The organism is Streptomyces sp. NPDC046727 (assembly GCF_040645635.1).
Classification (GTDB): domain Bacteria; phylum Actinomycetota; class Actinomycetes; order Streptomycetales; family Streptomycetaceae; genus Streptomyces.
In genome coordinates, this window is the sequence record NZ_JBEYYR010000013.1 from 39,537 (window position 1) to 61,936 (window position 22,400).

The following is a 22,400-nucleotide window of genomic DNA, read 5'->3' on the forward strand; positions in this document are numbered from 1 at the left end:
GACCGGCGAAGATCGCAGGCTATCAGGCTGTGCCGAAGCTGATGCAGCGGACTGAACCGTCACTACCCGACTGCAACTCGAAATTCTCAGTAACCGGGGCGGAGCGAAAGTGGTGTCATGGCAGATATCCCATCGTACGAATGACCGAACGAAAGAACATGACTGTGCGATCCATCGGAGCTCGTGCGAGCCGACGCACAGTGCTGGCGACCGGAGCCGGGGCGGCGCTCGCCGCCGTGTCGCCGGCTGCCCCGGCCCGGGCCGCCTCGCCCGCGACCGGCGCGGTGGCCCGGCAGTTGCGTGCCCTGGAGCGGGAGCACGGCGCACGCCTCGGTGCGTACGCCCATGGCACCGCCACCGGACGCACGGTGGTGTACCGGGTGGACGAGCGCTTCCCGATGTGTTCGGTGTTCAAGACCCTCGGCGCGGCGGCGGTCCTGCGGGACCTGGACCGCGAAGGCGACTTCCTGGCCCGCCGCATCCGCTACACCGCCCAAGGTGTCAAGGACTCCGGCTACGCACCGATCACCGGCAAAGCCGAGAACCTCGCCAACGGTAGGACGGTCGCCGAGCTGTGCGAGTGCTCGATCACCTACAGTGACAACGCCGCCGCCAACCTGTTGCTGCGCGAGCTGGGCGGGCCCACCGCCATCACCCGTTTCTGCCGTTCCACCGGAGACCGGGTCACCCGCCTGGACCGCTGGGAGCCCGAGTTGAACTCGGCGGAGCCGTGGCGGGAGACGGACACCACCACACCCCGGGCCATCGGGCGGACGTATGCCCGTCTCGTCCTCGGAGGCGAACTCGCCCACCGTGACCGCCGGTTGCTCACCGACTGACTGCTCGCCAGCACCACCAGCGGTGAACGCCTGCGCGGCCGGGCTGCCCGCCGCCTGGAGGGTGTCCGACAAGACCGGGGGCGGCAGCTACGGGGTCAACAACAACGTCGGTATCGCCTGGCCATCCGGCCGCCCACCGGTCGCCCTGTCTGTCAGGTGCTCAGCGCGTTGACGCGTACGGCCATGTTCCCGGACGGGTGCTTGTTCTCGTACATCAGCTGGTGCGCCAGGCCGGTCTCCTCGAAGTCACCGACCCACGACAGGCACGGGTCGAGCTTCTTGCTGGCGGCGAGCTCGATGACCTGGCGGCACTGGCGGATGTTCGCGAAGTGCGAGCCCTGGAGGCGCTTCTGACGCATCCACAGAAACCGCAGGTCCACATCGCCGTTGTAGCCGCTGGTGCCACCGCAGATGACGACCATGCCTGCCGTGTCGCACAGGTACATGGAGGTGGGGATGGTGTTCTGGCCGCTGTGCTCCAGCACGATCTTGGGAGCGCGGCGCTCGCCGAGGATGTCCCAGAACTTGGTGCCGAAGGCGCGTACGCCCTTCATCCACTTGCCCATGGCCACGTTGTCTGTGGTGTCGGGCAGTCGGCCCCAGTGGTCGAAGTCGTTGCGGTTGATGAACCCTTCCGCGCCGAGCTCCAGGCAGTGCTTGCCGCGCTCCTCGTCGGAGACCACGGCGATGGGGACACCGCCGCGGATGCGGGTGATCTGGATCGCCATCGAGCCGAGGCCGCCGGCGCCGCCCCAGATCAGGACCGGGTCGCCGGGCTCCACGGTGTGCGGGGCCCAGCCGCACAGCTGCCGGTACGCGGTCGCGCCCGTCAGCAGGAAGCACGCGGCCTCCTCCCAGGACAGGTTGGCCGGCTTGGGGTGGCACTGGTAGTCGTCGACGAGCGCGTACTGCGCGAACGAGCCGTAGTTGGTCTCGTAGCCCCAGGCGTTCTGGGTGGCGGAGGTCATCGGGTCGGCGCCCATCCGGATGTCCTGGGCGGTCTCGTCCCAGGTGCAGCCCGAGAGCATCACCTCGTCGCCGACCTTCACACAGGTGACGCCCTCGCCGACGGCCCAGACGATGCCGGACCCCTCGGAGCCGCCGATGTGGAAGTCCTCCGGCTCACCGCGCTTCTGCCGCCCGGCGATGACGTCGTACGGGTAGCCGAGGGAGGCCCAGACGTTGTTGTAGTTGATGCCCGCGGCCATCACATAGACGAGGACCTGGCCCCGGCCGACGCGCGGCGTGTCCACGACCTCCATGGCGAAGCCCTGCTCCGGCGGACCGTAGCGATCCGGGCGGATGATGGACGCGTGCATACGCGAGGGCACCTCGCCCAGCGGAGGCATCTGTCCGATGTCGTACAGGTCCTTGGTCAACTCTTCCTCCACCTGGTGTTTCTGTCGTTGCTGTCGAGCAGGGGGTGTCGCAGGGGTCGTCAAGCGACGGTTTCCGCTTCGAGCTCCCGGGCCAGCGACACCGTCGTGGTCTCCTTGACCAGCCGGGTCATCGGCAGGGCGACGCCGAGGTCCTTCTCCAGCCGCTTGCGCAGCTCCGTGGCCATCAGCGAGTCCATGCCGAGCTGGCTGAACCGCTTGTTCACATCGAGCCTGGCGACGCGCATCTTCAGGACGGCGGCCACGTGCTCCGCGACGCGCTCGGTGACGGTGCGGCTCGTGGCGGGCTGGGGTGTGGGCTGCCGCGTGGGTTGGGGCTGGGCCGCTGCGACGGGGGCGGGGGCAGGGATCGCGGCGGGTGCGGCGGTACGGGTGGGTGCGGTGACCGGGGTCGCGGCCTCCGCCATGTCTGCCCCACCTGCCCCACCTGCCGTACCGGCCCCGTTCGCGGCGATCCGCAGGCTGCCGCGCAGCTCGATGACGAACCCGCTGTTCGGGTCGGTCAGCCGCAGCTCGCCGGTGAGTTCGATGCCCTGGTGCGTGCCCTGCACCTCGCCCGGTTCCGCCGCTCGCGCGTGCTCGGCCGTCATGGTGGCGTTCACCTTGTCTTCCTCGGTCGGTTCGCCGGTCCGGCGACGTATCGGCATGCCCTTGGCCTCGGCGACGACTCGGTGTTCGTCGTCGAACAGAGCAATGTCCAGGGCGAGTTCGCCGTCGGCGGCCTCGGTGATCCGGCACGCGGTCCACAGCTCGTCCGTCGCCGGCCCCGACACCGTGAACGAGGTGAGGTTCGGCGTGAGGAGCGAAGGGTCGGGGAGCAGCGCGAGGGCCGGTTGGTAGGCCGACCGCACCAGGTCGGGGTGGACCGGGTGACCCGGACGGGGCTCCATCGAGGCGGGCCGGCGCAGCCGGGCGACGGCTTCGCCCTGCCCCAGCCAGATCTCGTCGAGCACGTGCCGGAGCGCACCGGCCCCGGCCGTACGGCGGTAGAACGTGTCGGGGTCCAGCCGGTCCGGGCAGCGGGCCAGGACCTGGTCGAGCGGTTCGTGTCCGGCCGGGGTGCCGTCGGGCACTGCCGTGGCGGTTCCGCCGGCGCGGCGGGTCCAGTCACCCTCGGCGGCGGGCCGGCTCGTGACCTCGAACTCCCAGCTCCCGTCGGTCGCGGACGGGGTCAGGACGACCCGCAGCACATACGTCTCACCGGGGCGTACGAGCAGCGCCTCCTCGATGTCCACCCCGGTGAGCAGCACCGTGTCACTGCCCGAGGCCAGGGCGGCCGCAGCCCTCGCGGCCTCCACGAACTCGGGCCCATGCACCACGGCCGCACCACCGTCCGGGGTGTCCGGCAGGAACGGCGACCCCGGCGCGTCCAGCCAGAACTCGTGGGACTGCGGCAGGGACTCCAGGTCCTCCACCCAGTAGCTCTCCCGCTGCCAGGGATACACCGGCAGCGGTACGCAACGTCCGCCGCCATACAGCCCGTTGAAGTCGACGCGGGCGCCCGTCTCGTACACCTTGCCCAGCTGGGTCAGCAGGGTCCGGCGCTCGGGCTCCTCGCGGAGGAGGGAGCCGATGGCGGTGCCGGGCAGGGCGGCGTCGTCGAGGGAGTCCTGCACCGCGCCCGACAGGACCGGGTGCGGGCTGATCTCGATGAACACCGTCTCGGTCTGCAGCGCGGTGCTGAGCACGGCCTCGTGGAAGTGGACGCGGCCGCGGATGTTGCGGGTCCAGTACGAGGCGTCGAGCCCGGTCCCGTCCTCCAGCTCACCGGTGACCGTGGAGCGCAGCGGGACGCGTCCGGCGCGCGGCTCGATCTCCCTTAGTTCCGCGGCGAGTTCATCGAGCAGCGGATCCATCTGAGCGCAGTGCGAGGCGGCTTCGGCCTTCATGACGCGGCAGAAGACATCGCGGCTGTCCAGCTCGGCCTTGATCTTCTCGATGCCCTCAATCTCCCCGGCGAGGACGGTGGTGCGCGGGCCGTTGCTGGCCGCGACCGAGACGTCGATCGCGAGCTCGGCGATGAGCTGTTCGGCCTCGGCGGCGGTGAGTGCGGCCACCGACATCGTGCCGCGCCCGGCGACGCGGTCGCGGATCAGCCGGGCCCGGCGGCAGACCACGGCGGCCGCATCGGCCAGGCTGAGCGCGCCCGCGACGCAGGCGGCGGCCGACTCGCCCATGCTGTGCCCGATGACCACGTCCGGCTCGACGCCCCAGGCCCGCCAGGTCTCGGCGAGCGAGACCTGGATCGCCCAGAGCACCGGGTGCACGATGGCCACCGTCTCGCCGATCAGGTCGCTGCCGTCGCTGAGCCGGTCGATGACGGACCAGCCGGTCTCGGCGCGTACGGCCTCGTCGCAGCGGATGAGTGCCGCGCTGAACGCCGGTGAGACGTCCATGAGTTCACGGCCCATGCCGATCCACTGGGAACCGTGGCCGGAGAAGACGAAGGCGATCTGCGGGCGGCCGGCGTAGCCCGGGGTGGCGGCGTCCTCGGCCAGGGCGTCGCGCAGGCGCTCGGCGAGTGCGTCATGGCTGTCGCCGACGACGGAGAGACGGCAGTCGAGGTGCGGGCGGCGGGTGGCGGCGGTGTGGCAGAGGTCCGCGAGCTCGGAGCTGCGGCCCGCTCCGCCCGGTGCGAGGTGGTGTGCCACGTCCTGGATCCGCTGTCGCAGGGCTTCGGGCGAGGCGGCGGAGAGGGTGAGCAGCTGCTCGGCGCCGCTTTCGGCGGCGGCCGGCCGGCGGACGCCGCCGCCGTCGGGCTCGGCCTCGGTCACGACGATGTGGACGTTGGTGCCCGAGACGCCGAATCCGCTCACCCCGGCGGCCAGCGCACGCCCCGGCGCGTCGAGCGGCACGGCGCCGAGGCGCGGGATGTCGAGGCCGGCGCCGTCCCAGTCGATCGCGGAGGTGCGTTCGGTGACATGGAGGCTGCGCGGGACGGTGCGGTGCTGGAGGGACAGGACAACCTTGATCAGCCCGAGGACGCCGGCGGCGGAGCCGGTGTGGCCGATGTTGCTCTTCACCGAGCCGACAAGCAGCGGCCGGTCCGCCCGGTGGCCGCCGAACACGGAGGCGATCGCGCCGAGTTCGATCGGGTCGCCCGCGCGGGTTCCGGTGCCGTGGGCCTCGATGTAGTCGACGTCGGACAGGGCGATCCCGGCGTGCTCGTAGGCCAGTTGGAGCATCTGGCGCTGGCCGCTCAGGGCGGGGGTCATCATGGTGTCGCTGCCGGCGCCGTCGTTGTTCATCCCCCAGCCGCGGATCACCGCGCGGACGGGATCGCCGTCGGCGATCGCTCGCTCCAGAGGTTTGAGGAGGACCACGCCGACGCCCTCGCTGAAGACGAAGCCGTCGGCGGCGGCGGCGCCGAAGCGGCAGTTCTCCGAGAAGACGTTGGCGTCGACGAACCCGTGGTTCTCGGTGTTGGCGAGCAGAAGCTGGGACCCGCCCGCGATGGCCAGCGTGGACTCGCCCGCCTGGAGGCTCTGGCAGGCCAGTGCGATGGCGGTCAGAGAGGAGGAGCAGGCGGTGTCCACCGAGAGCCCGGGCCCGGTGATGCCCAGGGCGAAGGAGACCCGTCCGGTGGTGGTGGAGCGCGATCCGGCGCCGAGCGAGGCGTGGATGTCGGGCCATCCGACGCTCTGTTGGAGATCCCAGTAGTGCACGTTGGTGGTGCCCACATAGACGCCGGTACGGGTCCCCGCGAGCTCGGCGGGGTTCTGCCCGGCGTCCTCCAGGGCCTCCCAGACGGTCTCCATGAACAGCCGCTGCTGCGGGTCCATGCCCGCCGCCTCGCGGGGGGAGATCCCGAAGTACTCCGCGTCGAACCGGTCCACGTCCTTGAGGAGCGCCGAGCGGACGTGTGCCCCGGGAATCTCGTACTGCCGCCCGAACCTGACCGGCGGAACGTCCTCGACCGAGCAGACCTCGTCCATCAGGAGCTGCCAGAAGGCGTCCGGGCCGTCGGCGCCGGGGACCCGGCAGGCCATTCCCACGATCGCTATAGGTGCGGGCTGCACCGGGGTGTCTTGACCCATGATGTGTACGTGACTTCCTTAAGTCGGGCAGACCGCGCGGCAGTCGGCCGCGCGGGATCGGCTTCGACTCTCGCAATACCGGACGGTAATGTTCAACGTCCCGGCAGCAAATTGCCATCTGGTCCGGCCAATTGATGTCATCAGTGGCAGGTTGCTGCCTACACGTAATGTGCGCGAAACAGCTGCGGACCTACGTCCGCAACAGGCCCATGCTCGATGCATAGAACCCTGCCTGGAATCGGGAACGGGCGCCGAGCAGCCGCATGATGTCCGAGACCCGTCTGCGGTAGGTCCGCACCGACATCTCCAGCTCCCGGGCGGCCGCTTCGTCCGTGCAGCCGTCGCCGAGCATCTGCAGAATCCGTGTCCCGCAGTCGCGCCTGAGGTATTCCTGGAGTTGTTGGTACTGGGTGAGCGGTGCGGCCCGGTGCCACGCCGTCATCATGAGGTCGTGGAGCGCCTTGACCACGCCGGGGGCGCGGATGACGGAGGCCTCGGCGGTGACCACGCCGGGCGAGCGCACCAGCGCGACCTGCGCGTCCACGACCACGGCGGCGTGCCGCACCTCGGCCGAGGCGACCCGGATCTCGACGCCCTCGACCGATGTGCCCAGTCGGGCCAGCCGCCCGTCCCCGGCCATGTCGGGTGCGGTGAGAATCCGCACGCGGACATGGCGCGGACGCCGCGCGGCCAGCCCGCATAACGCGGCGCCTACCACGGGTAACGCGTCCTCGGAATTCGGCACGAGCATGGTCACCGAATGCTCGGCCCGCCCCACCAGCTTATCCAGTGTGCTGGCAGCGACACTTCTGTCGTCTATGACGGCGAGAGTCGAATCTTCGAGTGCGCGGATCTGGACATCGTTGACGACGGATTCGATCAGCGGCCGCATCTGCGACAGCACTTCATCACAAAGGGAGTTGGAATTACGCATGCACGCCTCATCGAGTTTGCAGTATCGCGTCCGAAAAGGCAGCCGCGCTCGCAACATCGAGGGAGTGAGGGGAAGCCCGGGTAGCGATGCGCGGAGCCCACCATTTCATGCCCCTGGAAACACGCGCCTCTCTGTGATCACCACCCTACCGCTGAGTAACGCTACAGTTCGTAGCGATACATCGTCAACGCGTAACCGGTGCACAGGGGTTGACATCCAGCCAGTCGCATGGTCCCGCGTCCGGTGATGCGGCCCATATCGAGGCGACGGCGGCCCCCTCCGCCCTTCCCGGCCGCTGTCGAGCGGGGCAACGGTTACCGCCGGTTCGGCAGTCGCCCCGGCGGCCCTGGTGGCGTGAACTGCCGCGCCGGGACCAGTGGTTCGGATATGACTCTTTTTGCGTGGTGCGAATTCTTGCGTGGCGCGCAACTTCTGTACGCTGCCCGGTCATGGGCACCGCACAGCAGAACGCCCCGGAGCCGGGGCTGCGCGAGCGCAAGAAGCAGGCGACCCGCACCGCGCTGAGCCTCGCGGCGCTGCGGCTCGCCTCGGAGCGGGGCTGGGAGGCCGTCCGCGTCGAGGACATCGCGGCCGCGGCCGGGGTGTCGGCCCGTACGTTCAACAACTACTTCGCCAGCAAGGAGGAGGCCGTCCTGGCCACGGGCGCCGACCGGGCCGAGCGCGTGCGGGTGGCGCTGCGGGCGCGGCCGTCCGAGGAGCCGCTGTGGGACGCGCTCAGCCAGGCGCTCACCAGCGCGCTGGAGGAGTCGCCCGCCGTCGAACCCGGCATCGTCCTGCGTGCCCGCCTCACCCTCGCCCACTCACAACTCGCCGCGGAGCAGATGCGGTTCGAGACCACCATGGCGGCCGTGCTGGCCGCCGAGATCGCCCGGCGTACCGGCACCGACGCCGAGCACGACCTCTACCCGCGCCTCGCGGCCACCCTCGCCCTCACCACCACCCGGCTCGCCTTCGAGCACTGGGTGGCCGGCGGCTCCGACGCCTCCGCGCTGGACGCCGTACGGCAGGCGCTGCGGCGCGTACGGATCGATCCGTAGCGCGGTCGTGGCGCGGACCCCGTCCGGCGCGGCCACCTCGGGTGCCCCACCGCACAGAGAGAGCCAACTGCCATGTCCCGTAAGCCTGTCAGCAACGACGCTCCAGCCGAGAAGCGGCTCGGCGCCGCATCTCCCGCACCGGACGGCTGGCGGAAGGTCCCGATCCTTGTCGTCAGTCTCACGGCGCTGCTCGTCGCGATGCTCACCGCCTTCGCGTTACCGGCGATCAACTCCGGCCCGCACAAGGTACCCATCGCCGTCGCCGGGCCCCACGCGGCCGCCGAGAAGATCGCCGGGCAGCTGGAGCAGGCCAAACCCGGCGGGTTCCACATCAGGACGCTGCCGGACGCCGAGGCGGCCCGCGAGCGCATCGACGACCGCGACATCTACGGCGCGGTGGTCGTCGGCGCCACCTCGGGCGCGAAGCCCGAGGTCCTGATCGCCACCACCGCGAGCCCGACCATCGCCACGACTCTGCGCACCCTCGCCCGCGCGCTTGACCCGGCGACCGCCGACTCGGGGATCGTGGTGCGTGATCTGCACCCGCCGACGGCCGACGACCCCAACGCGGTCGGGCTCTCGGCCGGTGCGCTGCCGCTGGTCCTCGGCGGCTATCTCGCCGCCGCCGCGATCGTGTCGCTCGTACGCGACCCGGCCCAGCGCGCCGCCACCGCCTTCGGCTTCTCGATCGCGGGTGGCTTCGCCCTCACGGCCGTGTTGCAGTACGGCTTCGGCGTGACCAATGGCAACTACGCGCTCACGTCGCTGGCGGTCACCTTCAGCACGGCCGCCACCTGCTGGACGGTCATCGGCTTGCAGGCCGTGCTCGGCGGCGCCGGGCTCGGTCTGGGCGCCGCCATGATGATCTTCCTGGGCAACCCGCTGTCGGGGCTCGCGGGTGGTTCCGAATGGCTGCCGACGCCCTGGGGCACCTTCGGGCAGTTCCTGCCGCCGGGCGCGGGCGGGACCCTGCTTCGCTCGACCGCGTTCTTCGACGGCTCGGGCAGCACACGGGCGCTGATCGTGCTGTCGGGCTGGCTGTTGGGCGGGCTCGCGCTCTTCGTCCTCGGCTCGCGTCGCCGGGCGTCGCCGAAGGCCGCGGCCCCCGCCCCGGACCGGGAGCCGGAGCCCACGCTCTGGAAGTCGTAGAGATGCCAACGGCCGTACGGGCCCGAGCCCGTACGGCCGTCGCGACGGGTCACTCGTCGACGAAGGCCACGGCCCGGGTGGGCGCCGCGCTCGTGCCGGTGAGTTTCAGCGGGAAGAAGCCGACCATGAAGCCGGTCGACGGCAGCGAGCTCAGGTTCACCAACTGCTGGACGATCAGCGCCTCCTTGTCCTGGATCGCGTAGTGGCCGTCCCAGATGTGCGTGCTGTCACCGGTCTCCTGGAAGGCCGCGCGCATCCTCGGGATCGGACGGTCCCAGCCGATGGCGTCGATGCCGAGGATCGTGGCTCCCTTGCCGGTGAGGTATCGGGTGCCGGCGCCCGACATACCGGGGTAGTCGAAGTACTGCGGCTCGCCCAGGGAGTAGCGCTCCTGGCCGGTCCGGATCAGGACCGCGTCGCCCTCCTGGATGTCCCGTCCGGTCGCCTCGACGGCTTTGCGCAGCGCCTCCACGGGTATCGCCTCGCCTGGCTTGGCCCATGGTCGTACGTCGAGGACCATGCCCGGGCGGTAGAGCTCATCGAGTGTGAGGTCGCTGATGGTGCGGGAGGGGCGGCCCTCGCACATCCGGCCGCTGTGCAGCGGTGCGTCGACGTGCGTACCGCAGTGGGTGCTGATCTCGCGCATGACCTCGCCCGCCGGCCCTTCGCGGCTCGGGAGGTCGTCGGGGTCGCAGCCGAAGGACGCGACCATGAAGTCGCGGCCCCAGACGTCGTGCGTGTGGTAGTCGATCTTCGGCGCGACCACCAGCGCCAGGTCGGGCATGTCGGGGGGGATGAGGTCGAGGTCACGGGGATCGAGGGGGGATGTCAGGTCGACGATGCGGCTCATCTCAACTCAGCCTCTCTCGCGTTCGGCGTTCGGTTACTTGCCGAGCAGTCCTCTCAGCTCGGTCTTGAGGACCTTGCCGTAGGAGTTCTTGGGCAGTGCGGCGACGAACCGGAAGTCCCGCGGCCGCTTGAAGCGCGCCAGATGCCCCAGACAGTGGTTGTCCAGCTCGGCGGCCGTCGCCGTGCGTCCGTCCGCGAAGACGACGAAGGCAACGGGCAGTTCGCCCCACTCGGGGTCGGGAGCGCCGACGACGGCGGCCTCGGCGACCGCCGGGTGGCGCAGCAGGGCTTCCTCCACTTCGCGCGGATAGATGTTGGAACCCCCGGCGATGACCAGGTCCTTGGCGCGGTCGACGAGAGTGAGGAAGCCGTCCGCGTCGAACCGCCCGAGGTCGCCGGTGTGCAGTCGACCGCCGCGCAGGGTGCGTGCGGTGGCCTCGGGGTTGTTCCAGTAGCCCGCCATCACGGTGTCACCCCTGACGGTGACCTCGCCGGTGATCCCGGGCGCCACCTCCCGGCCGTCCGCGTCCACCACGCGCACTTCCACCCCGGTGCGCGGGCGCCCGACGCTCGCGAGGCGCCGCCCCAGCGCCTCGGCATCGTCCCCCTCGTGGTCCACGGGTCGCAGATGCGTGATCGTGGCGGGAGACTCGCCCTGCCCGTACCCCTGCCACAGCCGCTCGGCGCCGAAGCGGGCGATGACCTTGCGCAGGTCCTCGGTGTACATCGGGGCGCCGCCGTACAGGATGTGGTGCACCCGACCGACCAGCTCGTCCGCCAGCAGAGCGGGGTCGAGCAGGCGGCGCAGAACGGTCGGCACCGCGAAGAACGTCACCGGCCCGAACGCCCGCAGCGACTCGGCCAGGGTGGATGCGTCCACCGCACCGCCCCGGGGGAAGACCTGGGGGCGCGAGCGGGCGACGGTGGCCAGGCCGAAGAGCCCACCGGCGTGGGACAGGGGCGCGATGTGCAGCAGTGAGGCGTCCATGCCCCGGCCGATGTCGGCGAGCGCGCAGGCGGTGGCCGCCGCCAGATTGCCGTGGGTGAGCGTCGCGCCCTTGGGGTGACCGGTGGTGCCGCTCGTGTAGAAGAGCCACGCGGGATCGCCGGGTCGTACATCCGCCGGGGGCTCGCCACCGGTCGGTTCGACCGCGTCTTCGGCCAGCTCGGCCACCGAGGTCAACATGGTGGTCCCCAGGCCGTGTTCGCGCAGAGGCCCCATCAGCTCGTCCGTGGCGATACACACCCGGGCCGTGCAGTCCTCGATCTGCTGGGCGAACTCCTTCGGATGCAGCCGGGCGTTCATGGGCGTCGCCACCAGCCCCGCCCACCAGACGCCGAACAGGATCTCCGGATAGTACGGCGTGTTGCGCATCGCCAGCGCGACCCGGTCGCCGGGGCGCAGCGCGTACTCGCGCAACAGCGCGGCCCCGATCGCCCGTGCCCGCTCGGCCAGTCGACGATAGTCGCGCAGCACCTCGGCGCCCTCGCACACCGCCGGGGCGTCCGGGGTCCGCCCGGCCGCCCGGTGCAACAGGGCCGCGATGTTCACCGGACCGTACATCGGCTCGTTCACGGCCGTCCCCCTTCGCCGGGCGGCGCCTCCAGGACGACGACCGCGGCGGCCGCCTCCTCGAAGCCCAGGAACCCGCCGCCGTTCTCCGCCAGCCCGACACGGGCGCCGGGCACCTGACGCGCACCGGCCTCACCGCGCAACTGCGTGGCGAGCTCCGCGATCTGCCCGATGCCGGTGGCCCCGACGGGGTGGCCGTTGCACTCCAGACCGCCGGAGGTGTTCACCGGGAGGCGGCCGCCGAGCGCGGTCTCGCCGCGCTCGGCCGCGAGTGCGCCCTCGCCGGGCCCCACCAGGCCGAGCGCTTCGAGCTGGAGGACCTCGCCGATCGCCGTCGCGTCATGGACCTCGGCGAGCGAGACGTCGCCAGGCCCCAGTCCCGCGCGCTCATACGCGGTGGCCGAGGCGCGCCGGGTGATCTGCCGGGCCTCGTCGTCCAGGGCCCGGCCCGAGCCGGAGGCGATCACGCTCGCCCGGATCCGCACGGCACGCCGCAGGCCGAGGCGCCGTGCCGCCGCCGGTGAGCAGACGAGGGCCGCCGCCGCGCCGTCGCCGATGGGCGCGCACATGGGAAGGGTCAGCGGTGCCACGATCTCGCGTGCGGCGAGCACTTCGTCGACCGTGAGCGGGGTGTGGTGGGTGGCCTTGGGATTGAGGGAGCCGTGCCGCCGGTTCTTGGCGGTGACGGAGGCGAGCCGGCGGGGCGTGCAGTCCGGGTGCCGCCGTCGGTAGTGGGTGGCGAGGGCGGCGTAGATGTCCATGAACACCGAGCGCCGCCCGGCCGGGGCGGCCTCGGCCCCGGCCGCCTCCCGCAGCGCCTTGAGCTCGGCCTCCCAGCGCGCCACGTCAAGCCCGCCCCGGAACGCCTCGGTCGTGCGCGCCTCGTCGGCCCCGTACATCTTCTCGGCGCCGAGGGCCAGGGCGACGTCCATCTCCCCGGCCCTCACGGCGGTGGCCGCGAGATGGAAGGCCGTGGCACCGCCGGCGCAAGCGTTCTCGACGTTGACGACGGGAACACCTTCGAGGCCGGTGCGGCGCAACGCGATCTGACCTCGGATCAGATGCTGTCCCTCCAGGGCCCCCTGGGTGGCGTTCGCGAAGAACACCCCGTCGACCCGGGAGGATTCAACCCCGGCGTCGGCGAGGCACAGCGACAGCGCCTCACCCGCCAGCGCGCCGACGCCGAGGTCCGGGAACCTGCCGTACGGAGTGCGGCCCACGGCAAGTACGTACGCGTCGCTCATGAGCCGTTCGCGGGGATGCGGACGGTGTTGCGCAGGACACCGATCCCCTCGACCTCCAGCTCGACCACGTCCCCGTCGCTCAGCGAGCGCGCCAGGTCGAACCCGGTGCCCGAGGGGACCGTGCCGGACCCGATGACATCCCCGGCGTGCACCGCCCGGTCCCGGCTGAGCTGCACGACCGCGTCCTCGAAGCTGTGCTCCATGCCGTCGGTGCCGCCGCGCGACCACTCCTGGCCGTTGACCCGGGCGGTCATCGTCAGGGAGTACGGATCGGTGAGCTCGTCGCGGGTGACGATGCAGGGGCCGAGCGTGTTGGACCCGGCGAAGTCCTTGCCCTCGCACGGTCCCACGCCCGCCCGCATCAGCACCATCTGCAGGTCGCGCGCGCTCCAGTCGTTGAAGACGGTGTAGCCGAAGATGTGCTCACCGGCCGCCCCCGGCTTGACCTCCCGGCCCGTGCGCCCCACCACGGCGGCGAACTCCAGCTCGTAGTCGAGCTCCTGCGCCCCGACGGGTGTGGTGATCACGTCCTCGGGACCGCTCACCGACAGATGGTCGGCGGTGTAGTACATGACCCGCTCGCGGAACAACGGATTCAGGTCGAACCGGCCGCTCGCCATGAGCCGTTCGAACTCGGCGGCGGGGTCCTCAGCCGCGGCGGACTGGCGCCGCGCCAACTCCCGTAATCCGGACTCCAAATGGGCGATGAACAGCCCGCAGTCACGCAGCCGGGCCGGGCGCGGCAGGGGCGACAGGAGCCGGACTCCGGCCCGGGGGAGGAGGCTGCTGTCAGGACGGTGTCCGGCCAGCTCCTGGGCGCGGCCGAGACCGGCGTCGCCCGACTCGATCAGCGCCTGCATGGAGGCGAAGGCCCCTTCGTCGGGGGCCGCGGCGGTGAGGTCGAGGACGGTCGAATCCTCGTCCAGCAGGGCCCCGACACTCTGCCGGTTCGGTTGGTTCTCCCTGACGAACGTGACCAGGCGCATGACGTCTCCCAACGTGCGGTCAGCGGCTCGGAACAAGTTTCGGTGTGGGTACGGCTCAGCACAGGTGCGGCTCGGAACGGGTACGGCTCGACGGCTTCGGCGGGTGGCGAGATCGGCTCACCCGCGAATGCTGGACAGCTGTTCAATAGTTGGACGGCTGACATAGACCGTCAAGTCTTCCGGCATGATCGGTGTCGGCGCCATGCCCGGCTGTCCGGGCACCGGCCGTCGGAGGTCTGGGGTGGCTGCGCCCCCTGTGGAACAATCGCCCGCATGGCTGGTCGTCGTGAGGAGTCCGCGCGGGAGAGCCGCCGTCGTCTGCTTCAGGCGGCGACGGACCTGGTGGCCGAGGCAGGCCCGAGGGCCGCGTCCGTACAGGCGGTCGCCGAGCGGGCGGGCATCAGCCGCGGCTCGGTCGCGTGGCACTTCGGCTCGAAGGACGGCCTGATCGTCGAAGTGATCGAGCGGGCCTTCAGCACGGCCGAGGAGGAGTACCGCCGCCGCGTGCCGCAGTCCGGCCCGCTCTCGTTCGACCAGCTCGTCGACGCGCATCTGGCCGTTGTCGACGCCCCCTGCGGCCGCGTCTTCGCCACGGTCCTGCCGGAAGTCCTCGGCGGCGAGGGCCCGTTGCGGGAAGCCTACGTACGGGGCTACGAGCGCACCCGGCAGGTATGGATCGGCTATCTGGAACGGATCACGGCCAAAACACCCGGCCTGCCCGACGCGAAGAGCCTGGCGTCGATCGTCTTCGGCAGCGGGGTGGGCGTGAACACCCTGCACAGCCTCGACGGCCTGGTGGACCGCGAGGCGTCCTTCGCGGCCCTCAAGCAGCTCTTCGCTCTGGCGGTCGCTCCGCGCGGGGTGTGAGGGGACGCGGTCGCGACTGTCGGTGCCACGTGGGGCGTGTGCTTGCGTTGGAGCGCGCTCCAACGACTGGCTTCGCTCGTATGACAGCGCACAGGGCGTTGTCAAGTTGCTGTCGGAGTAGGTGAGTTGGAGAAGTCTGGTGGTGCTCGGGTGTCCTGCCGGGCTCCGCGCCGGTGAGCTCGCCTATTACCTCGCCTACGCACCCGTCGGCATCGGGATCGCCGAACTGGCCCGTGTCGCCGGCTCACGCTGGGCCATCGAGGAATGCTTCCAGGCCGCGAAGAACCAGTGCGGCCTGGACGAATACGAAGTCCGACGCTACGTGGGCTGATACCGCCACATCACCCTGGCCATGCTCGCCGTCCTCGCAGCGCAGGCCCAGGACACCGTAAAGGGGGCGGCAGAAACGACACCACCAGCCTCATTCCCCTCACCGTGGCAGAGATCCGGCGCCTACTGGACACTCTTCTGCCCCACCCCAGACCCCACATAGCAGTGACTGACTCCGGAGAATCCGATGACGGCGGGCAACCGGATCGCCATGAGCTCATCGAGGCACAGGGGGAAGAAGGCGTATGAGGATGCTCATTGAGCAGACGGACAGGGATGGCGAGGGTCTCGAAGACGAGTTGGCGCCACTTGCGGCGTGGTTGCGCGAAGACCCGGAACTGTCCAATGGCTGTGGGGCAAGCACATCGGCGTTCGCATCGCACGCAAGGGTATAGAGCCCAGCGAACGGTTGGGCCGCCGCAGATGGGTGATCGAACGGACCATCTCCTGGCTGTCCGGCTACCGCAGACTGAGCCCCCGATACGAACGCCATCCCCGCAACTACCTGGCCTTTCTCGGACTCGCCGCAGCCCTTTGCTGCTACAAGCGGCTCCTCAAACTCACCATGTAGGACACGGTCTTTTCCGACTGTGCCCTATTCCCCCCACCTGCCTGCGAGCCTGCTCATGGACAGCCGGATGCGGCTCGGCTCGGCCCGGCTCGCTGGCCCACCAACCACTGAGCTTTTTCAGCGTTGCCGCTCCAGAGTGAGGACGGCTGCAGCAATTGACGGCATTCGATTTTGACTGCATCGGGTCTTGCGGAAGCTCCGCCAGGACTTCGGACAGGCCACACCCCGCTCCGTCGCGCGTACGAGGCCGCCCGGGAAGTCTCGGGTCCCAGGCCGACCGGCCCCCACACTCCAGCGCCGACGGCCTTTCGTCCGCAGAGGCCGGTGCGGCGGGAATCGGCTGGTTGAGTGGAGTTCAGGCGTAGCCGTCCTCGATGGCGACTCGTCGCACTGTGCGCAGCGTCGACTGGAGACTGTCCAGGTCGGTCGAGCCGAGAGCGAGGCGGAGCGCCTGTGGTGTGCGCTTCGAGGTGGTGAAGGGCTCCGCCGTGCTTACCGAGATGTGCTGACGCGCGAGGGTGGCGGTCAGGCGATCGGCGCGTGCGTCGTCGGGCAGCGGCAGCCAGGTGAAGTAGGACGAGGGGTGGCTGATGAGTGGTAGGCCCACCAGTTCTTGTCTGGCGAGTGCCTGGCGGGACTTGGCGTCGTCGCGTTTCTGTGCTTCCAAGTGGTCCACCGTGCCGTCCTCGAGCCAGCGGCAGGCGATCGCGGTGGTGAGGGCCGGGGTGTTCCAGGTGGTCGCCCGAATCGCGCGTTCGAGCGACGGCACCCTGGACGGCGGGGCGACGACGAAGCCGACCCGGAGGCCGGTGGCGACGCTCTTGGACAGTCCCGAGACGTAGACGGTGATGTCCGGTGCACTTGCGGCCAGAGGCGGTGGAGGGTCCTCGACCAGGTAGGCGTATGCGGCGTCTTCGATGATGATCGGACCGTGCTGCCGAGCGATCTCGATCAGACGGGTGCGGTCAGTTGCCGACATGACCCACCCCAGAGGGTTGTGCAAGGTTGGCATGGTGTAGATCGCGCGCACAGGGCGGGTCGCGCACAGCTTCTCGAGGGCATCGAGATCCGGCCCGTCGGTGGTGGTGGGTATGGGCTCCAGGTCGAGATGAAAGGCATGCGCGAGCACCTTGAAACCCGGGTAGGTGAGTGCGTCGACCGCGACGACGTCGCCGGCGTTGAGCGCGGCCATGACGGTGACGGCCAGGCCGTGCTGCGCACCGTTGACGATGAGGATCCGATCCGCGTCAGGAGTGATTCCTCGACGCCTCAGGTGCCGTGCGATCGAGGCTCTGTCCTGGGGACGCCCTCGATGTGGTTGGTAGCGCAGCAGCGAGTCGAGTTCACCAGAGGTGGCCACCTCTCGCAGAGCCTGCCGTAGGAGATCGGCTTGGCCGGGCAGCGACGGATAGTTGAAGCTGAGGTCGACCGCATCCGTGGCGACGACTTGCTGATCGATGCCGTGACCGGCGGGAACCGCGATGTCGCGCACGAATGTGCCGCGGCCCTGTTCCCGGCTCACCAGGCCCATCGCTTCCAGCTCGGCGTACACCCGGGTCGCGGTCACCACAGCGATGCCCTCGCGGGCGGCGAGCCCGCGGTGTGTCGGCAGCCGCACGCCTGCGGCGAGTCGGCCTGTCCGTATGTCGGATGCGAGCGCGTCAACCAGGATTTTGTACCGCGAGGCTGCCATGCATCGAATTGTATCCATGACAATTCTTTGACTGTCCTGCTCGCGGCTCCTTACCGTCAAGACCCCGCTCATCCGGAAGGGAAGCCGCCGTGCACATCGCCATCCTCACCTTCGAGGGCTACAACGAGCTCGACTCCTTGATCGCGCTCGGTGTGCTCAACCGCATCAAGACCGATGACTGGCGTGTCACCGTCGCCACCCCCAGCCCCAAGGTCACGTCGATGAACGGCGTGACCATCGAACAGATGTCCACTCTTGAGGAGGCGTGTGCCGCTGACGCCGTCATCGTCGGCAGTGGCATCGCTACCCGCGAGGTCGTCGAAGACCAGGCGATCATGAGTGTCCTGCGCGGCCTGGACCCCTCGCGTCAACTCATCGCCGCGCAGTGCTCCGGCGCGCTCGTGCTGGCCAAGCTCGGCCTGCTCAACGACATCCCCGCCTGCACCGACCTGACCACAAAGCCCTGGGTCATCGCCGCCGGCGTCGAGGTGCTCAACCAGCCCTTCTACGCCAAGGACAACATCGCCACCGCCGGCGGCTGCCTCGCCTCGCACTACCTCGCCGCCTGGATCATCGCCCGCCTCGAGGGCAACGACGCCGCCGAAGGCGCACTGCACTATGTCGCCCCGGTCGGCGAGAAGGAGGAATACGTCGAGCGGGCGTGGCGCAACATCACGCCCTACCTGCCCGCTCCCACACCGGCGCTCATCTGAACAACCAGTCGCAAGCAGCAGCATCGGAGTTGAGGTGCTGTCTTCCGCGTTGTGTGTGAGTGCGCTGTGGCGGAGCCGGTGGAGCGTCCAGCCTTCCAGCTTGTCGCAGTCCTCGGGGCGGGTGAGGGGGTGGCGCAGCAGCCGGGTGCTCTCGTTTGGCGGTAGCGGTCAGCTGGCGCTGAGCTGGACGGGGGTCGCGACGCTGCGCGGACCTCCCAAGGCCCGTCGCCTCCAGTCCGTACATCAGTGCGCTCAAGCCCCCTGCCCGTCTCGGGCAGGGGGCTTCGTCGTTTGCCGTGGAACTCCTGTACGCGGGCGGGCAGGACTCAATCGGCCGCGCGGTCGGCTTCCGCGGTACGCGCCTGCTGTCGGGTCAGCTGGCGAGGTTCTTCTCCAGGCAGGCGATGTAGCGGTCGATGGCGTGGTCCTGGATGCCGTCGGTGCCGGCGGCGAAGGGGTCGCCGGCAGTGGCGACGCCCTTGGCGCGGTCGGTGAGGCCCGCGACGAGGGGCATGGTGTCGTGGAGGCGGCCGGCGGTGTCGAAGTAGTGGAGCTGGTCGACGTGGGTGTAGGCGGGCTCCGGGGGGACGGTGGGGACGATGTCGTTGTTGTTGACGAACCGGTGGTGCCGGTTCTTGAACGGCGTCTTGTGGGCGGCGGCGAGGAGGCGTTCGCAGGTGCGGGGCTGGCCGAAGGTGTAGACGCCGTCGGGGAGCTGGTTGGGCTCCTCGAAGTACATGCGGGCACCGGCGAGCATGGCGAGGGCGCCGCCGAGGCTGTGGCCGGTGATCCATACGGTCTGGTTGTTGGTGCGCAGTTCGTGAACGGTGTCGCGGATCTGCGGGTGGACGGAGGCGAGGGCCTGGCTGAAGCCGTGGTGGACGAAGCCCTTGCCGCCGGGGCCGGGGACGGGCGGGGTGGTGGTGTCGGTGAGCCAGTCGCGGATGTTCCTGGACTCCGTGCCGCGGAATGCGACAACGATCATGCGGTCGGAGGCGGCGACGTAGGCCTGGGTGTCCTCGATCGGGAACGGCATCGCGTGCGGGGAGACGAAGTGCCGCACGCTGTCGAACCCCCAGCCGCGGACGGTCGATTCGACCCGGGCGGGATCCGCGTAGGCGAGCCTGGAGGCCTGGGCCATCCAGTAGGCGTGCGGGAGGCTGTAGCCGGTCGCGGCGTGGTCGAAAGCAGTGGGGACGGGCACGGGAGTCCTCCAAGGATGGTGTGCGTATGCAAAGCATCCTGATATCCACCGTTCGCGCGGAGGGAGGCGCGCGGGCGGGCTGCTCGGACAGCCCACGTTCGGACGCCCGATGGGGGCTGCGTCCGGCAACTCCACTGGGCCGAGAGCCGCGGCCGCCGGCTGTCTCCGATGTCCTTTCGGGTGGCCTCCGGGCGGTCGGCTAGGGCTTGCCGGGCTTTGGTCGCCCGTTAGGGCCAAGCTCGGGGCTGCCCAGCAGCTCTGGAGGGCCGGGATACCGATACTGGCGCTGGGGCTACACCGCCCCTCGATCGCTCGAGCGTCAGGAGGAGCTGTGGCAGGAGACGGGGATGCCACCGATCAGCGTTGGCCAGCCGACAGGAAACGCGACCCGGGCCATCCAATCGGTCACCTCGAACCGAATCCTTCGGCCAGGTTCGCTGAGGGCGAGAACGCCGAGAAGGCCGATGACGAAGAGGCCCTGGATGAAGGCGGAGACGAAACCGAATGGTCATAGCCTGCGCCGGCTCGGGATGCAGCCGGCGGCGCGGAGTTCTTGCGGGTCGGGGATGTGGTTGTAGAGGGTGCCGGGGCTGACGCCGAGTAGTTTGGCGATCGAGGTGATCGAGTTCTCGGGGTTGGGGAGCATGCCGCGGGCGGCCCGGATGATCTCGGGGGTGGCGACGGTGGGTCGGCCTCCGACCCGGCCGCGGGCGCCGGCGGCGTCCAGGCCCTCGCGTGTACCGGAAACGATGAGCTCGCGGATGAACTCGGTGAGCGCGGCGAAGACGTGGAAGACGAGCCGGCCACCGGGGGTGGTGGTGTCCAGGCGCTCGTGCAGCGAGCAGAACCCGATCTCGGCCCCGGAGTCCTAGCCCGGACACCAGGGAGCAAGTAACCCGCCAGTAGGTTCCGGGGCTCGCTTCTCTGCCGTTCCCGGGGACGCCTCGTTGGGCTGTCCGGGTGAATGCCTGGAGGACCGACGACAAGGGGCGGGTGTGCGACAGGAGTGGTCGCCGGAAGAACTGTTGGCGAGCTGGACGCTGGTGGAAGGCGACTGGAAGTGGCCACCATGGGCCTCGAACGCCTCGCCGGCAAGCTGTTCGCCTAGGAGCGCCTTCACCGCTACGTCCCCGTGGTCCCGGGGCGTCGCCGCCCGGCCCTCCAGGAGCCGGCGCTGGAGGAGTGGCGGCGCCGGGCTGCTGGTGCCACCGTCCCGCTTCCTGTACGACGTCCCCGTCCTCGCAGCGCCACTGGTCGACCTGCTCCACCACGGCCCCACCGCCCCCGTATGGCGCTCCGTCCACAACCCCGTGGTGTGGAGCTCGCGGCGCCGTACGGGCAACGCCGGGGAGACCGTCACGGACGGCGTCGGCGTCCCAGCCGGCGTAGCCCAGCAGCCGCTGCATCGGTCCCGGCCGGGCCAGGGGCGGCCTGTTCGGCCGGCTGCCGGCAGTTCTTCCGCTCCCCCTGAAGGGCGAGTGACATCGATTCTCCTCGACTTGATCATGCAGACGAGCGGCAGGTGACTCCCGAACTCGCGTCGAAATCACATTCGCGGGAAGTGACACAGCCAATGCGTCTTATCGAATGTGTCGAGCCAGTCCGGTCGCCCTGCCCATCAGCCGTTCCAGAGGCCCCCGCTGGAAGAACCGGGACCAGAGGGTGGCGAGGACGGTGACGGACGTGATGAAGCCGAGCAGGATGTACAGCGGGGGGAGGGTCGTTTCCTCGGTGTCCAGGAGCCAGATGGCGACGATGTGGTAGACGTACGCCGTCAGTGACATCGAGCCGACCGCGATGACGGGCTTGGCCAGGCGGCTCAGCCGGGGGAATGCGTCTACGGCGGTCAGGCACGCGGTGATCACCAGGATCGCCACACCGGTGTTGCCCACGATGGACAGGGTCGCCTCGCTGTGCGGGGAGGCGACCAGCATCCCGGCGGGGATGTCGCCGAAGATGCCCTCGCTGCCGGGCGGTGCGGACGACATGGAAGACATGCCCGGTCCCCCCGCGGCTTCCCGGACAGCTGCGGCGGCACCGGGCACGAGACGCAGTGCCAGCCAGGAGCCGCCGTAGCCGGTGACGGTGAGGGCGGCGCCGGTGAGGGCGAGGCGTGTCCGGATGGCCGTGGCGGCCAGGTCGAGGCGGGCGACTGCCATACCGGCGATGACGAACGGGACCCAGGTCAGGGCCGGGTAGCCGCCGGTGAAGAGCAGCGAGACGATGCCGTCGGCCTGGCCGACGGTGGGGAAGGCGCGCTCGCCGACCACCGGCTTCAGCAGGTACAGCAGCTGCGGGCCTGCCAGGGCCCATCCTGCGGCGATCAGCGCCAGCGGTTTGGCGCCCAGCCGGTACAGCGGCAGCACGAGCAGGAAGAACAGTCCGTAGAAGGCGAGGATCGGCACGACCGGGGTGCCGGTGATGGTCAGGACGGTGCCGAGAGCCAGCAGGATCAGGGCCCGGATGATCACCTTGGTGACGGCCTGGCGACCGGCCAGCCCGGTCTTCGGTGTACGGCGCCCGGTGATGAGGGCGACCGCGAAGCCGGCCAGGACGGCGAACAGGGCGGAGGAGCGGCCTTGCGCCAGCTCCATAAGGAAGCCGATGACACCGCCCTGGCTCGGGGCGGGGCCCACGTGGACCGCGTACATGCCGAAGACGGCCAGGCCGCGGGCCAGGTCCAGCCCGATCAGCCGGCCCACGCCGGGCGCACCGGTCGAGGGCTCATCACGCTCGCGTGCAGGGGACGCTGTGTCGGCCGGGAGTGGCTGGGTGCCTAGGTGAGGTGTCATGCCCCTCAGGCTGGAGACCGGGCCCGATCATGGACTATCCGGCAGGCGGCTGTGATGTCCCTGCCGACTGGTGGGGGCTACCCCGCCATGTGGCTGGAGCTGCCGCTCGTCGGGCCGCCGGGGCTCTGGGTGGCTTTAGAGTCGAGTCGGCATGGGCCGGACGG

Annotated in this window: 15 protein-coding genes and 5 pseudogenes; 7 read left to right on the forward strand and 13 right to left on the reverse strand. The window is 70.2% G+C overall.

Annotated features, from left to right (window positions below; all coding sequences use genetic code 11):
* Positions 1-158: 158 nt before the first annotated feature.
* A pseudogene (gene bla / locus ABZ937_RS18205) lies at positions 159-993 on the forward strand (class A beta-lactamase); the annotation flags it as partial.
* Here bla and ccrA read toward each other — a convergent pair.
* From ccrA to ABZ937_RS18220, 3 genes are all read right to left on the reverse strand, one after another.
* Positions 992-2,218, reverse strand: a complete 1,227-nt coding sequence (gene ccrA, locus ABZ937_RS18210) for a crotonyl-CoA carboxylase/reductase (protein ID WP_361692940.1) — start codon at positions 2,216-2,218, stop codon at positions 992-994. The pseudogene bla and the gene ccrA sit on opposite strands and share 2 nt — an antisense overlap.
* A gap of 59 nt (positions 2,219-2,277) precedes the next feature.
* Complete coding sequence (locus ABZ937_RS18215; RefSeq protein WP_361692942.1) at positions 2,278-6,273, reverse strand: acyltransferase domain-containing protein; 3,996 nt, start codon at positions 6,271-6,273, stop codon at positions 2,278-2,280.
* A gap of 190 nt (positions 6,274-6,463) precedes the next feature.
* Entirely contained in the window at positions 6,464-7,207 is a 744-nt protein-coding gene (locus ABZ937_RS18220; RefSeq protein WP_361692944.1) for a hypothetical protein, read from the reverse strand.
* 449 nt (positions 7,208-7,656) lie between these two features.
* Between ABZ937_RS18220 and ABZ937_RS18225 the strand changes: the two genes are divergently transcribed.
* Entirely contained in the window at positions 7,657-8,265 is a 609-nt protein-coding gene (locus ABZ937_RS18225) for a TetR family transcriptional regulator (RefSeq protein WP_361692946.1), read from the forward strand.
* Positions 8,266-8,337: 72 nt separating this feature from the next.
* Positions 8,338-9,414 (forward strand): hypothetical protein, encoded by a 1,077-nt coding sequence (locus tag ABZ937_RS18230; protein WP_361692948.1) that lies wholly within the window; start codon positions 8,338-8,340, stop codon positions 9,412-9,414.
* A gap of 49 nt (positions 9,415-9,463) precedes the next feature.
* Here ABZ937_RS18230 and ABZ937_RS18235 read toward each other — a convergent pair whose 3' ends face one another.
* From ABZ937_RS18235 to ABZ937_RS18250, 4 genes are read right to left on the reverse strand one after another with little or no spacing between them, the layout of a single operon-like run.
* Complete coding sequence (locus ABZ937_RS18235; protein WP_361692950.1) at positions 9,464-10,264, reverse strand: cyclase family protein; 801 nt, start codon at positions 10,262-10,264, stop codon at positions 9,464-9,466.
* Between the two features lie 33 nt (positions 10,265-10,297).
* On the reverse strand, positions 10,298-11,839 hold the full coding sequence (locus ABZ937_RS18240) for an AMP-binding protein (RefSeq protein ID WP_361692952.1): 1,542 nt from the start codon (positions 11,837-11,839) through the stop codon (positions 10,298-10,300).
* Positions 11,836-13,056 carry a thiolase family protein gene (locus tag ABZ937_RS18245; protein ID WP_361692954.1) on the reverse strand — a complete coding sequence of 407 codons (1,221 nt, stop codon included), beginning with the start codon at positions 13,054-13,056 and terminating at the stop codon, positions 11,836-11,838. The genes ABZ937_RS18240 and ABZ937_RS18245 overlap by 4 nt, the downstream gene beginning before the upstream one ends.
* Before the next feature lie 20 nt (positions 13,057-13,076).
* On the reverse strand, positions 13,077-14,066 hold the full coding sequence (locus ABZ937_RS18250; protein ID WP_361692956.1) for a fumarylacetoacetate hydrolase family protein: 990 nt from the start codon (positions 14,064-14,066) through the stop codon (positions 13,077-13,079).
* A gap of 273 nt (positions 14,067-14,339) precedes the next feature.
* Here ABZ937_RS18250 and ABZ937_RS18255 point away from each other — a divergent pair, with 273 nt between their 5' ends.
* From ABZ937_RS18255 to ABZ937_RS18265, 3 genes and pseudogenes are all read left to right on the forward strand, one after another.
* Positions 14,340-14,933, forward strand: coding sequence for a TetR/AcrR family transcriptional regulator (locus tag ABZ937_RS18255; protein WP_361692958.1), 594 nt, complete (start codon positions 14,340-14,342; stop codon positions 14,931-14,933).
* A gap of 175 nt (positions 14,934-15,108) precedes the next feature.
* Positions 15,109-15,426 (forward strand): annotated as a pseudogene (locus ABZ937_RS18260) (IS701 family transposase); the annotation flags it as partial.
* Positions 15,427-15,636: 210 nt separating this feature from the next.
* A pseudogene (locus ABZ937_RS18265) lies at positions 15,637-15,834 on the forward strand (transposase); the annotation flags it as partial.
* A 117-nt stretch (positions 15,835-15,951) separates the two neighbouring features.
* Here the strand turns inward: ABZ937_RS18265 and ABZ937_RS18270 are convergent.
* Positions 15,952-16,065 (reverse strand): annotated as a pseudogene (locus ABZ937_RS18270) (IS5/IS1182 family transposase); the annotation flags it as partial.
* 124 nt (positions 16,066-16,189) lie between these two features.
* Positions 16,190-17,527, reverse strand: coding sequence for a PLP-dependent aminotransferase family protein (locus tag ABZ937_RS18275; RefSeq protein ID WP_361692960.1), 1,338 nt, complete (start codon positions 17,525-17,527; stop codon positions 16,190-16,192).
* Between the two features lie 89 nt (positions 17,528-17,616).
* On the opposite strand from ABZ937_RS18275, the gene ABZ937_RS18280 reads away from it, so the two are divergent.
* Positions 17,617-18,240: a DJ-1/PfpI family protein gene (locus ABZ937_RS18280; RefSeq protein ID WP_361692962.1), complete on the forward strand. Its 624-nt coding sequence runs from the start codon at positions 17,617-17,619 to the stop codon at positions 18,238-18,240.
* Between the two features lie 373 nt (positions 18,241-18,613).
* Here ABZ937_RS18280 and ABZ937_RS18285 read toward each other — a convergent pair whose 3' ends face one another.
* From ABZ937_RS18285 to ABZ937_RS18300, 4 genes and pseudogenes are all read right to left on the reverse strand, one after another.
* Positions 18,614-19,444, reverse strand: a complete 831-nt coding sequence (locus ABZ937_RS18285; RefSeq protein ID WP_361692964.1) for a lipase family protein — start codon at positions 19,442-19,444, stop codon at positions 18,614-18,616.
* A 508-nt stretch (positions 19,445-19,952) separates the two neighbouring features.
* Positions 19,953-20,090, reverse strand: coding sequence for a TetR/AcrR family transcriptional regulator (locus tag ABZ937_RS18290; RefSeq protein WP_361693227.1), 138 nt, complete (start codon positions 20,088-20,090; stop codon positions 19,953-19,955).
* A gap of 6 nt (positions 20,091-20,096) precedes the next feature.
* A pseudogene (locus ABZ937_RS18295) lies at positions 20,097-20,300 on the reverse strand (recombinase family protein); the annotation flags it as partial.
* Positions 20,301-21,024: 724 nt separating this feature from the next.
* Positions 21,025-22,236, reverse strand: a complete 1,212-nt coding sequence (locus ABZ937_RS18300) for a DUF418 domain-containing protein (protein WP_361692966.1) — start codon at positions 22,234-22,236, stop codon at positions 21,025-21,027.
* Positions 22,237-22,400 lie beyond the last annotated feature (164 nt).